The 10,849-nt window shown below is 65.8% G+C and carries 13 protein-coding genes; 5 read left to right on the forward strand and 8 right to left on the reverse strand.

Annotated elements, in window-relative coordinates; all coding sequences use genetic code 11:
* The coding region (locus AU198_RS15280) for an HNH endonuclease signature motif containing protein (protein WP_082691067.1) at positions 1 to 1,198 on the reverse strand (1,198 nt) is incomplete at its 3' end.
* Between the two features lie 186 nt (positions 1,199 to 1,384).
* Between AU198_RS15280 and AU198_RS15285 the strand changes: the two genes are divergently transcribed.
* Entirely contained in the window at positions 1,385 to 2,056 is a 672-nt protein-coding gene (locus AU198_RS15285) for a L,D-transpeptidase family protein (protein WP_064349005.1), read from the forward strand.
* Here AU198_RS15285 and AU198_RS15290 read toward each other — a convergent pair whose 3' ends face one another.
* On the reverse strand, positions 2,057 to 3,334 hold the full coding sequence (locus AU198_RS15290; protein ID WP_231744679.1) for an oxygenase MpaB family protein: 1,278 nt from the start codon (positions 3,332 to 3,334) through the stop codon (positions 2,057 to 2,059).
* Between the two features lie 121 nt (positions 3,335 to 3,455).
* On the opposite strand from AU198_RS15290, the gene AU198_RS15295 reads away from it, so the two are divergent.
* Positions 3,456 to 4,991, forward strand: a complete 1,536-nt coding sequence (locus AU198_RS15295) for a flavin-containing monooxygenase (protein ID WP_197416122.1) — start codon at positions 3,456 to 3,458, stop codon at positions 4,989 to 4,991.
* Complete coding sequence (locus tag AU198_RS25820) at positions 4,960 to 5,439, forward strand: SDR family NAD(P)-dependent oxidoreductase (RefSeq protein WP_231744680.1); 480 nt, start codon at positions 4,960 to 4,962, stop codon at positions 5,437 to 5,439. Before AU198_RS15295 ends, AU198_RS25820 begins: the two co-directional genes overlap by 32 nt.
* Positions 5,440 to 5,469: 30 nt before the next feature.
* Here AU198_RS25820 and AU198_RS15305 read toward each other — a convergent pair whose 3' ends face one another.
* The 4 genes from AU198_RS15305 to AU198_RS27030 are packed head-to-tail and all read right to left on the reverse strand — an operon-like array spanning position 5,470 to position 8,651.
* On the reverse strand, positions 5,470 to 6,264 hold the full coding sequence (locus AU198_RS15305) for a TspO-related membrane protein (protein WP_064349008.1): 795 nt from the start codon (positions 6,262 to 6,264) through the stop codon (positions 5,470 to 5,472).
* Between the two features lie 60 nt (positions 6,265 to 6,324).
* Entirely contained in the window at positions 6,325 to 7,677 is a 1,353-nt protein-coding gene (locus AU198_RS15310) for an MBL fold metallo-hydrolase (RefSeq protein WP_064349009.1), read from the reverse strand.
* A 17-nt stretch (positions 7,678 to 7,694) separates the two neighbouring features.
* Positions 7,695 to 8,468, reverse strand: coding sequence for a sulfite exporter TauE/SafE family protein (locus AU198_RS15315; RefSeq protein ID WP_064349010.1), 774 nt, complete (start codon positions 8,466 to 8,468; stop codon positions 7,695 to 7,697).
* An 18-nt stretch (positions 8,469 to 8,486) separates the two neighbouring features.
* Positions 8,487 to 8,651: a DUF8730 family Cys-rich protein gene (locus AU198_RS27030; protein ID WP_502689293.1), complete on the reverse strand. Its 165-nt coding sequence runs from the start codon at positions 8,649 to 8,651 to the stop codon at positions 8,487 to 8,489.
* 174 nt (positions 8,652 to 8,825) lie between these two features.
* Here AU198_RS27030 and AU198_RS15320 point away from each other — a divergent pair, with 174 nt between their 5' ends.
* Together AU198_RS15320 and AU198_RS15325 are read left to right on the forward strand one after the other, a co-directional pair.
* Positions 8,826 to 9,095 carry a metal-sensitive transcriptional regulator gene (locus AU198_RS15320; RefSeq protein WP_064349432.1) on the forward strand — a complete coding sequence of 90 codons (270 nt, stop codon included), beginning with the start codon at positions 8,826 to 8,828 and terminating at the stop codon, positions 9,093 to 9,095.
* A 27-nt stretch (positions 9,096 to 9,122) separates the two neighbouring features.
* Positions 9,123 to 9,521 carry a DUF302 domain-containing protein gene (locus AU198_RS15325; RefSeq protein WP_064349011.1) on the forward strand — a complete coding sequence of 133 codons (399 nt, stop codon included), beginning with the start codon at positions 9,123 to 9,125 and terminating at the stop codon, positions 9,519 to 9,521.
* 30 nt (positions 9,522 to 9,551) lie between these two features.
* Here AU198_RS15325 and AU198_RS15330 read toward each other — a convergent pair whose 3' ends face one another.
* A complete protein-coding gene (locus AU198_RS15330; protein WP_064349012.1) occupies positions 9,552 to 10,646 on the reverse strand; it encodes an NADH:flavin oxidoreductase in 1,095 nt (364 codons plus the stop codon).
* Positions 10,647 to 10,707: 61 nt separating this feature from the next.
* Positions 10,708 to 10,839, reverse strand: a complete 132-nt coding sequence (locus tag AU198_RS26835; protein ID WP_263987676.1) for a hypothetical protein — start codon at positions 10,837 to 10,839, stop codon at positions 10,708 to 10,710.
* Positions 10,840 to 10,849: the final 10 nt, after the last annotated feature.

Below are 10,849 nucleotides of genomic sequence, written 5' to 3' on the forward strand. Positions count from 1 at the left end.
GTGGGACCGTTGGTGGTGGTTGGGTGGGTGGGTGTGCGAGTGATCCGGGGTCTAGGGGTCGGCCGTCGCTGCCGGTGACGAGGAGTTGGTCGGCGGGGCCGGTGATGATGATCTGGCCGCGGTGGTGCATGCGGTGGTGATACGGACACACCAGTATTAGGTTGTGCAGTTCGGTGGGTCCGCCGTCTTCCCAGTGCACGATGTGGTGGGCGTGTAGCCCGCGGGTGGCCCAGCAGCCGGGTACTTGGCAGGTGCGGTCGCGGTGTTCGAGTGCTCGGCGTAGTCGGCGGCTGATCACCCGCGTGGAGCGCCCCGATCCGATGAGTTGGCCGTGGCGTTCGAGCCACACCTGGCAGGTGGTGTCGCACAACAGCATGCGCCGCTCGGCTTCGGATAGCACCGGTCCCAGATGCGGCCAGGCCGCGGGTTTGTCCAGGTCCAGGTGCACGATGGCGGTGGTGTGTTGATCGTGGGGGCGTCGGGCCGCCTCGGTATCCCAGCCGGTGTGCACGAGGCGCATGAACGCATCGGCCAGGGTGGGAAACGGCGGGCGGCACCGTAGATCGCCGAGCTGTCGGCGTTCGTGGGTGTCGGTGCCGGTGTCGGGGCCGTGATCGGCGGTGTGCTCGTTGATCAGCGCGTCGCGGTGTGATTGCAGGGCGGCCTCGAGTGTGGCGGCCTCGAGGTGGGGCAGGGTGATGCGGTAGGTGGTGGCCTGCTCGCCGACGGTTTTGCTGATGCCGCGTGGGGGGTCGCGGTGTTCGGGTTGGGGGCGCGGTTCGAGTTTGATCGCGAACCGTAGTTGGTTGACTGTGGCCAGCGAGGCCATCTCGGCGTAGTGCTCATCTGAGCCCTGCCCGGCGTACTGGGCGATGACCCCGACCTGATCCAGTGACAGGCGGCCCTGGCGCATCTGGGAGGTGCAGCGGGGGAACTCCTCGAAGCGCTGGGCGACGGCGGCCACGTTTTTGGCGGTGGCATCTGCCATGCCCAGTTTCCAGGCCACCAGCGCTTTGACCGAACGCACACCTTCGGCGTGTGCCCACAGCGCGTCGCGGTCGATCTCGGCGATGAGTTCCACGATGCGCCCATCGATGGCGTTACGCTGCCCCGACAACTCGGCCAACTGCCCCAACAGGCCCACCAAACGCTCGTGTGGACCCACATCCACCTGGACATCTGAAGAAGCGACCGACATGACCACATCATCACAGAAGGGTCCGACAAATCCAGGCCACCCGATCAACCGAACCGGCTGAGCCAAGTAGCGACACTGTCTCATATTGGCCGCGAACAGGTTTCGGGGACCGGCGCATGTCATACACCGCGGATACGATGTCTCGATTCTGCATTCGAGTGCCCGATTACGTTCCCGAGGTAGCCCGTGAGACTGCGAAAGACACTGGCGTACCTCGGTGTTGCGCTCCTGACGTCGCCGCTCGCCGCGCCCGCGGCGGCGCAGCCTGCCGCCGCAACCGCCCGGACGACGCAGTGGATCGTCGTCGGCGTACCCACCGCCGACGCCACATCGGGCACCCTGACCGCCTTTCAGCGGACCGGACAGCAATGGAAACCCGTCCTGGGGCCTACGCCGGCCAAAGTGGGTGCCCTCGGCGTGGGCGCACCCGCCGACGGTGTGCACCGCACGCCGGTGGGAACCTTCACGTTCGACCAGGCCTTCGGCCGCCAACCCAACCCGGGCACCAAGATGCCGTACTTCCAGACCACGAACCAGGACTGGTGGGATGAGGACGCCTCCTCACCCACGTACAACACCCACGTGCGTGGGCCTCGTAAACCGTCATCGATCGCCGAGAACCTGTACGACTCCGGTCCCGTCTACGACTACGCGGTCAACATCACGGTGAACCCGCGGCGTATCCCGGGACGGGTGTCGGGAATCTTCCTGCACGTGACCGACGGGAATCCGACGTGGGGTTGTGTGGCCATCGGGCGCGAGGAGATGCGCACACTGCTGACATGGCTCGATCCCGCGGCGGCGCCGCAGATCACCATCGGTGTCGGCAGTCCGTCGCTGGTGCCGTCGCGGGCGTGATCAGCGGCGCAACGGTACGGCGGCCTCGAAAGCCGCTGCCTTGCCGTCGGATTGCCATTGCAGCCAGTTCTCCCACCGCTCGAGGTTCGATGCCTGCCACCAGCGGTCGACCTTCGGCGACCACCGTCGCGCGATCTCGAGTGTGAGGATCATGGGAAAGCGGCTGAGAAGCAACAGGATTCCGGGGAGAGCCGACGGTAGCCGGTAGCGACGACGATTCCACGGCAGCATGTACAAGCCGAGGTACCCGGCTTGCAGGCGGTAGTGGTACTCGGCGCGAAGCCGCTCCAGGCCGCGGTGCGCGGCCGCGGGCGCGAAGGCGGGAACGAAGGACTGAACGAGTTCGGTGCCGCTGTCCGCGCTGTCATAGCTGCGCGCCGCATCGCACATGAACAGGATGCGCCAAGCATCGGCGACGGTTTCGGGGAAGTAGCCGTCGCATCGAACCCCGACGAGGTGACCGCAGTAGCGGTTGAAATGCAGAACGGCGCGCATTTCCCGCGGTGAGGTGAGGTGGCCGAGGAGGAACAGGCCGAACGCCGGTGCGACGCTGCCGCCCAAGAGCGTCAGCAGCATGGCCGATTGGCTGATCGGCAGACCCCAGCGCTCGGCGTCCCACTCCGGGTGCGCTCTGACACGATCGCGGACACTGACATGCATGATCCGCACATGCAGGGAAATGTTGCGCCCCAACGATCCTGGCGTCAGAATGGCGCCCGGCCGGCAGACCTCGATCCACCACCGCGATGTCTCCAGATACCGGTGTAGCGCGCGTTGGCCGGCGTAACCGCCGGAGAGCGACAGGGGTACCGCCAGCCAGCCCTCGGTGTAGGTGTCGTTGGTGCCGGCGTTGCCGAGTGCGCCCAGTGCGTAGGCCCAGCGACGCCAGACGGCCGCTCCCTCCTCGACGAGGTCCGGGTCGACCCACTTGGGGAGTTGTTCGAATTCCTCGAACAGCACACGCATCGACTCGGGTGCCTCGGGCACATTGTCGATGCCTTCTCGCTGGGCCTTCTCGACCAGCTCGCGGGCCTTCCTCGCACCGAGCTCGCCGTGGTAGGTCTCGGCGACGAAGCGTTCGGCGACGGGGTCGCCCTCGTTCAGGCCGGCGATGAACGCCCGCGCGGTGGTGTCGGAGGGAAGCAGATCGATACGGGCGAGTCGCTTCACCGCATCTCGCAGGAGGCCGCGGCGGCCGGTGAGCCCCGGGTACCGGAAAGCGGACGGAGCCCCGGGCGGGCGAACCGTCGATTCCGGCATGGCTTTGTCATATCTCATACACATCGCGCCTGTACACGGAACACGTTCCCACCGCTGTCCGGTCCCGTGTGTAAGGACCGCCGCAAGCGGCTACTTGTTTCCTACACCGTAAGCAGGAAGCTTCGCGCGAGGGGGCATCGTGCCTGACGAACCACCGATTGGGTCGCAGCCACAGGACCTCCCCGGCCACACGCGAATCGCCATCGTCGGAAGCGGGTTCTCCGGTCTCGGTGCGGCGGTGAGGCTGAACGAGGCCGGACACCGCGACTTCGTCGTCCTGGAACGCGGAAACGACGTCGGCGGGACGTGGCGCGACAACACCTATCCCGGCGCAGCGTGCGATGTGCCCTCGCATCTGTACTCGTATTCGTTCGCGCTGAATCCGAACTGGACCCGGTCGTTCTCGACGCAGCCGGAGATCGAGGAATACATCCGCGGCGTCACGAACCGCGCAGGCGTTCTCGATCGGCACGTCTTCGGATGTCAGGTCAGAAGAGCCGCCTGGCAAGAGGAGCGCCATTGCTGGGAGCTTTCGACGACCCGCGGAACCCTGACGGCAGACGTGCTCATCGGCGCGTTCGGCGCCCTGGCCGAACCGTCACTGCCCGCCATCCCGGGCATCGACGACTTCGACGGTGAGCTCTTCCACTCGGCGCAGTGGAACCACGACGCGGACCTGACCGGTAAACGGGTGGCGGTCATCGGAACCGGGGCCTCGGCGATCCAGATCGTTCCGGCGATCGCTGATGCGGTCGCCCACATCGATGTCTATCAGCGCACGGCGCCCTGGTTGCTGCCCCGCTTCGACCGCCCCTTCACCCGCGCCGAGCGCTGGGTCTTCCGCAACATCCCCGGAGTTCTGTGGCTCGCCCGGGCGGGCATCTACGCGGCCCGTGAGACCCAAGTGGTCGGACTGGCGAAGAACCCTCGCCTGATGAAGCTGTTCGAGTTGATCGCCCGCGCCAAGATCCGCACAGAGATCCGCGATCCGGAGTTGCGACGCAAGGTGACGCCGACCTTCCGAATCGGTTGCAAGCGCATGCTCATCGCCAATGACTGGTATCCGGCGCTGGACCGCGACGACGTCGATCTCGTCACCGACGGCATCCGCGAGATCGACGGGCGCCGCATCATCACCAAGGACGGCACCGCTCGTGAGGTCGACGCGATCATCGTGGCGACCGGATTCCACGTCACCGATTCGCCGATGTTCGACACCATCTGTGGTAGCGACGGACGGAGCCTGAGTCAGACCTTCGCCGACAAGGGCATGCGTGCCTACAAGGGCACGACGATCGCCGGCTACCCGAACATGTTCATCCTCATCGGACCCAACACCGGACTCGGGCACACATCGATGGTGTACATGATCGAATCGCAGGTGAACTACGTCGTCGATGCCATCACCACGATGACGAGCCGCGGCCTGAGCCGTGTTGACGTGCGCCAGGACGTACTGGACGCCTACAACGAGGAATTGCAGGACAAGCTCGCAGGCTCGGTGTGGATGACCGGGGGTTGTGCCAGTTGGTATCTGGACGCCCACGGCAACAACACCACCCTGTGGCCCGACTTCACGTTCCGGTTCCGCCGGCAGACGAAACATTTCGATCTGGACGCATACGAGGCAGTGGCATCGCGAAATGTCAGCGCAGGCGTTGCTGACGAGCCGTGACAGATTTCGACGGGAAGGTAGCGGTGGTCACCGGCGCCGAGTCGGGTATCGAACGTGCGTTGGCCATCGGTCTTGCGCGTCGCGGTGCGGTGCCGCCCCGTTGCTCGAGAACGACTACGAGACATACGAACAGATCGTCGACGTCAACCTGTGGGGCGTCATCAACGGCACGAAGGAGTTTCTACCGCACCTCATCGCCTCGCGCGACGGGCATCTCGTGAACATCTCCAGCTTGAACAGCTTGCTCGGACAGCATCCATGTCGGCGTATTGCACGACGAAATTCGAAGTCCGCAGATTCACCGAATCGCTTCGCGCCGAGGTGCTTACGGAGGACTGTCCGGTGCGGGTCACCGCTGCGCAGCGGGGGCGAGCGGAGCCGTACAACGAGAAACTGCTCAAGATGTCTCCGGCTCGCGCCGCCGAGATCACCTCGGATTTTCAACTGACCAAGCCGCGCAAGCACGTGTGTATGCCCGTCAGGCGGTTCGGCTGCGCAGCTGTTGCGCGGCGATGAGCACGGCGATGCCTACCACCGCCGCACCGGCCAACGAGGCGATCAGGACCGATGTGGTGTCGCTTAGGCGCACCGCGATGCCGATCAATGCCCAGATGATCACGAGACCGTAGGCGATGTCGCGGTGGCGCAGATTCATCACCAGTCCGAGTGCGGCCGCCACCGCGACCATGATGACGCCCCAGGTCGGTTCCGAGAGACCGAAACCCGACCAGCCGGCGTCATCGAGGGTGATGGTCGCGTTGGCGATGGTCGCGACCGAAATCCAGCCCAGGTACACCCGGAACGGGATGTGCACCGTCCACCGCTCGAGCGTCGACGTGGGTGGGCGCGAGGCTTGCAGGCGGTAGATGACGATGAGGGCGACCAGCAGCACCACCATCACCAGCATGCTCAGCGGAAACTGGTTGTGGTGCCACGCGAACAGCCAGCAACAGTTGGCAGCGGCGGTCAGCACGTACCAGGGCGCGATCGCGCGTGCGGCACCGCTGTCGGCACGGCGCTGCGCGAGTGCCAGACCCAGGTACACGGTGTAGGCGATCAGCCCGAGGTAGATGACGCTCCAGATGGAGAAGACGTAACCGGCGGGCACGAAGTACACCTCGACGCGACGGGTGACGTCACCGGTGGTCTGGCCGTTGATCGGCAGGCTGTTGGCGAGGTAGTTGACGACGAGCGTGGCCGCGGTGGCCACACCGACGACAAGTGCCAACAGCACTGTGGAGGTCGATCTTCTGTCGGCCGTCCGGCTCACCATGTGGGCTCCTCACGTTCGCGCGGATGTGCGCTGCATGCCCGTTTGCGAGGATTCCGAACCCTAGGTTCGCGCGGTGAGGCCCTGGGCTGTGGCGTTGTCGAAGTCGTCGTCGATGAGAACGACGTCGTGGCCGGCGCGGTCGAGGAACGACGCCGCGATCGACGCCCGATACCCGGAGGCACAGTGCACCCAGACCGTTGAGGGCGGGACGTCGTTGAGCCGCTTGGGTAGTTCGTGCAGCGGTATGTTCACCGCCTCCGGGATGCGCTCGGACTCGTACTCGTGGGTCTGCCGCACATCGAGCACCGTCACCGCCTCCGTTCGGCGTTGGTCGGCCAGCCGGCCGAAGTCGGCGACGCAATATGAGCCGAGTGGGAATCCGTCGCACAGTTCGTCGATGTTTCCGGTGGCGGCTCCGGTCAGCCGGTCCACTCCGATGCGCACCAGTTCACGTTTGGCGTCGGCGATCTGCTCCGGTGACTCCCCGATGAGTGTCACTGGAGCACCCCAGTCGTACAGCCAGCCGAAGTAACTGACGAACGAGCCCGACAGCTCGAAACCCAACGAGCCCTGCAGATGTCCGGCGGCGAACGCGGTCCGGCTGCGCAGATCGACCACCCACTCGCGGGCCTCGAGGCGGCGCCGTAATTCGGCGGGATCGATCGGCTCAGGGGATGTCAGGTCGACGGGCGCCGGTCCCCGGCCGTTGATGACGCCCATGTGTGCGTAGTACGCAGGGTAATCCGACAGTCCGGCCAGCAGTTCGTCGACGTAGCTCTGTTCGTCCTGTGTCAATGCCGGGTTGGTGTGCCGCTGTTCACCGATGGTCGACTCATCACCGGAAGCCGGTGTGGCCGAACAGAAGCTGCCGAATCCGTGCGTCGGGTAGACCGGAGTCTCGGGGGGCAGGCGATCGGCGAGCTTGCGGACGGAGTGGTACTGCGCACGGGTGAGTTCTTCGGTGGCATCCGCGCTGATCAGGTCCGTCCGCCCGGTCGTGCCGAACAACATCGATCCTCCGGTGAAAACACCCTGCACGTCGTCGTTGTCGTCGCGAAGAACATAGCTGATGTGGTGGTGGGTGTGACCGGGCGTGTGCATGGCCTCCAACCGGATCTGTCCGGCGTCGATGACGTCACCGTCACTGACGGCACGTCGGCGGTAACTCACGTCGTCACCAGCGGGCACCACGTACTCGGCGCCGACGGTCCGTGACAGTTCGAGTCCGCCGGTCAGGTAGTCGTTGTGCAGGTGCGTTTCCAGCACATGGGTGATGCGGGCCTTGAGGCCACCGGCAAGAGCGAGTACTCGGTCGATGTCTCGCTGCGGATCGATCGCAACGGCGACGTCGCCGTGACTGATCAGATAGCTGCGGTCACCGAGTCCGGAGGTTTCGATGATCGAGACGTCCATGGGTTTCCCTTCTGTGGTCAACGGAGGAAGATGGTGTCGACGAGAACGTATGCGGCGACGGCGAATACGAGGTAGGCGAACCAGCGCTGCAGGCGATCGGTGTCGACTTTGGTGCCGAAGTATCCCGCGACCAGCGAGGCGGCCGTCGCGGCGGCGACGAACGTCGCGGTGAGTGACCAGTCGACGCTGATGCCCTGAAGATGGGAGAAGATGCCGGCGAGCGAGTTGGCGACGATGATCAGTAGCGAAGTGCCTATGGCCGTGGATATTTCGACGCCGAGGACCACGACGAGTGCCGGGATGATGAGGAAGCCGCCGCCGACACCGAACAGGCCGGTCAGCAAGCCCACGACAAGACCGGCCCCGATCGACCGCGGCGCACACCGGCGCCAATTGACCTGCCCCGCCCGCACCTCGCACGCGGACCCGGTGCTGTCCGGATCGGCCAGCATGCGGATGCCGGCGACCACCATGACGACCGCAAACCCAATCAGCAGCGCCGACTCGGGCAGGTGTCTGCTGATGGCGCTGCCGAGGATGGTCGCCGGGATACCGGCCACCGCGAAGATGCCCGCCATGCGCCAGCGAACCTGCCCGGCAAGGATTTTGGGCAGCACACCAACGGCTGATGCCACGGCCACGACAACCAGAGAGATCGGAATGGCCTCCTCGATGCCGAGACCCACCCCGTACACCAGTGCCGGCACGGCGAGGATCGAACCCCCGCCGCCGAGCAGTCCCAGCAGTACGCCGATCAGCGCGCCGAGACCCAGGCCTGCCGCCAATGCCATGCAACGTCCTGTACCCGGCTACCGGCGCCAGAATCTGTTAGCGGGGCGACGCGGAGGCTCGGTGACCCGCTCACAACGGCACTGTTGTGCGGTGGGCACCGAACGCATCACCTCGTCAACATGCTGGCCGCAGCCGTCCCAAGTCGTCTTGCCGCAGGTCGGGCACCGGACCGCGTAACACATGAGCAGAACCCCTCTCCAGGATCGGCGAAAATACCCCCCGAGGTATAACAGCCTACCCCAGCCGGTATCTATTCCGACGCCAGTTCCAGGGGAATCGTCACCTCGGCCGAGGCGTTGAGCCTGGCTAGGCATACCCCCGCGGGTAATATGGAAACCACGACGAAAGGAACCACCATGGTTGGTGATCAAGAGGCCATCGGCGCCGTGCTCAACCGGCTGCGGCGCGCGCAAGGGCAACTCGCCGGCGTGATCGCGATGATCGAGCAGGGGCGCGAGTGCAAGGACGTTGTCACTCAACTCGCGGCGGTGTCGCGAGCGCTCGATCGTGCCGGCTTCAAGATCGTCGCGACGGGTCTGCGGGAATGCATGACCGGCGACCAAGAGGGTAACGAGAGGCCCATGACCGAGGCCGAACTGGAGAAGCTGTTCCTCGCACTGGCCTGACCATTCACGATCGACAGAGGAGTCATCATGAGCATCGCCCTGGCCACGAGCCTGAAGACATCGTTCGACGAAGCGGTGGCACGCACCCGCGAGGCGCTGGCCGAACAAGGGTTCGGCGTACTGACGGAGATCGACGTGAAGGCGACGCTGAAGAACAAACTCGACGAGGACATGGAGAACTACCTCATCCTCGGCGCGTGTAACCCGCCGCTGGCACACCGGGCGATCAACGCGCAGCGTCAGATCGGTCTACTGCTGCCGTGCAACGTCGTGGTGCGCACCGACCCCGATGACCCGGAAACGACGCTCGTCGAGGCGATGAACCCGCAGTTGCTTGTGGACGTCACCGAGGAGCCGGGACTGAAACCGATCGCCGAGGAAGTCGGTGACAAGCTCCAAGCGGCGATTGACGCGCTATCGGAATGATCGATTGGCGCGAGGTGTCGCCGAGAACGCTCACGCGAGCTTTGCCAGCGCGATCTCGGGGTCGTATCCGGCGAACCCGTCGAGGTTCCCGTCGCGCAGTCGGTTGACCCACGCCGGATCGGCGAGAAGGGCCCGACCGATGGCGACGATGTCGAACTCGTCGGCGTCGAACTGCTCGACCAGCCGGTCGACGGGGGCAGGCTGGATCACCTGGCCTTGCTTCTCGCTGCGGAACTGCGTCTCCAGCCCGACCGAGCCGACCGCGATGACGGGCAGGCCGGTGACCTTCCTTGTCCAGCCGGCCAGGCTCAACTCGCCGTCGTGATCGGGAAACGCCGGTGCGTAGTGCCTGCGCGTCGACGGGTGCAGAACGTCGACCCCGGCATCCACCAGTGGCGCCAGCAGTTCCTGCAATTCGCTCGGATCGACGGCGATGGACGCGGTGTAGTCGGTGCCCTTCCACTGGGAGAACCGGAAGATGATCGGGTAGTCCGGGCCGACGGCGGCGCGGACCGCGGCCACCACCTCAGCAGGGAACCGGGTGCGCGCGGTCAGCGACCCGCCGTATTCGTCCGTGCGCAGATTAGTTCGGTCCCAGAAGAACTCGTCGAGCAGGTAGCCGTGGGCACCGTGAAGTTCAACCGCGTCGAAGCCGACTTCCCGAGCGGTGGCGGCGCTTTCGGCGTACTGGTCGGCGAGTTGATGTAGTTCGCGGGCCTCGAGCGCCCGGCCCCGAGGCCGACCGCGGCCGTCGACGCCCGAGGGGCCGACGGGCACCACACCGTCGGCGTCGTCACGCTGCACGCCTTGATGCCACAGTTGCGCGGCGATCGTTCCGCCCTCGGAGTGAACCGCACCGACGACCCGCCGCCAGCCGGCGAGCACCTCGTCGCCCGCGATCGTCGGGACGCTGGCCGGGTATCCGGCGGCCGGAACCGGTAGCCGTATGCCCTCGGTGATGATCAGCCCGACCCCGCCCGCGGCCCGCCGACGGTAGTACCCGGCCACGTCGGCGCCCGGCACCCCGCCCGGCGAGGCCTGACGGGTCATCGGGGCCATCGCGAACCGGTTGGGCACCGTCAGGGAGCGGACCGTGAACGGTCGAAAGAGATCGTCAATCGCCATGAACCGATCCAACGCGAGGCCGCGCGGGCCGATTCCATCGGGCCACCCGGCGCGGATCCAACTAACCTTCGGAGGGCTTGTCGACCTGGTCCTCGGGCAGGGGCAGCGCCTCGGCTCCGGGAGTGGCGGGCGCCATCACGTCGGCGTCCTTGGTGGCGGGCTCTGGCGTTACGTTCTCGTCTGGAGATGTCATGTCCGACTCC

The organism is Mycobacterium sp. GA-1199, from assembly GCF_001500045.1.
In the GTDB taxonomy this organism is placed as follows: Bacteria; Actinomycetota; Actinomycetes; order Mycobacteriales; family Mycobacteriaceae; genus Mycobacterium.

Bases quoted from the DNA above. Each gene is read 5' to 3' on its own strand.
- AU198_RS15305 (WP_064349008.1), bottom strand. From the start codon at position 6,264: ATGGTGAGCCGGACGGCCGACAGAAGATCGACCTCCACAGTGCTGTTG.
- AU198_RS26835 (WP_263987676.1), bottom strand. From the start codon at position 10,839: ATGACATCTCCAGACGAGAACGTAACGCCAGAGCCCGCCACCAAGGAC.
- AU198_RS15330 (WP_064349012.1), bottom strand. From the start codon at position 10,646: ATGGCGATTGACGATCTCTTTCGACCGTTCACGGTCCGCTCCCTGACG.
- AU198_RS15310 (WP_064349009.1), bottom strand. From the start codon at position 7,677: ATGGACGTCTCGATCATCGAAACCTCCGGACTCGGTGACCGCAGCTAT.
- AU198_RS15325 (WP_064349011.1), top strand. From the start codon at position 9,123: ATGAGCATCGCCCTGGCCACGAGCCTGAAGACATCGTTCGACGAAGCG.
- AU198_RS27030 (WP_502689293.1), bottom strand. From the start codon at position 8,651: ATGTGTTACGCGGTCCGGTGCCCGACCTGCGGCAAGACGACTTGGGAC.
- AU198_RS15320 (WP_064349432.1), top strand. From the start codon at position 8,826: ATGGTTGGTGATCAAGAGGCCATCGGCGCCGTGCTCAACCGGCTGCGG.
- AU198_RS25820 (WP_231744680.1), top strand. From the start codon at position 4,960: ATGTCAGCGCAGGCGTTGCTGACGAGCCGTGACAGATTTCGACGGGAA.
- AU198_RS15290 (WP_231744679.1), bottom strand. From the start codon at position 3,334: ATGAGATATGACAAAGCCATGCCGGAATCGACGGTTCGCCCGCCCGGG.
- AU198_RS15315 (WP_064349010.1), bottom strand. From the start codon at position 8,468: ATGGCATTGGCGGCAGGCCTGGGTCTCGGCGCGCTGATCGGCGTACTG.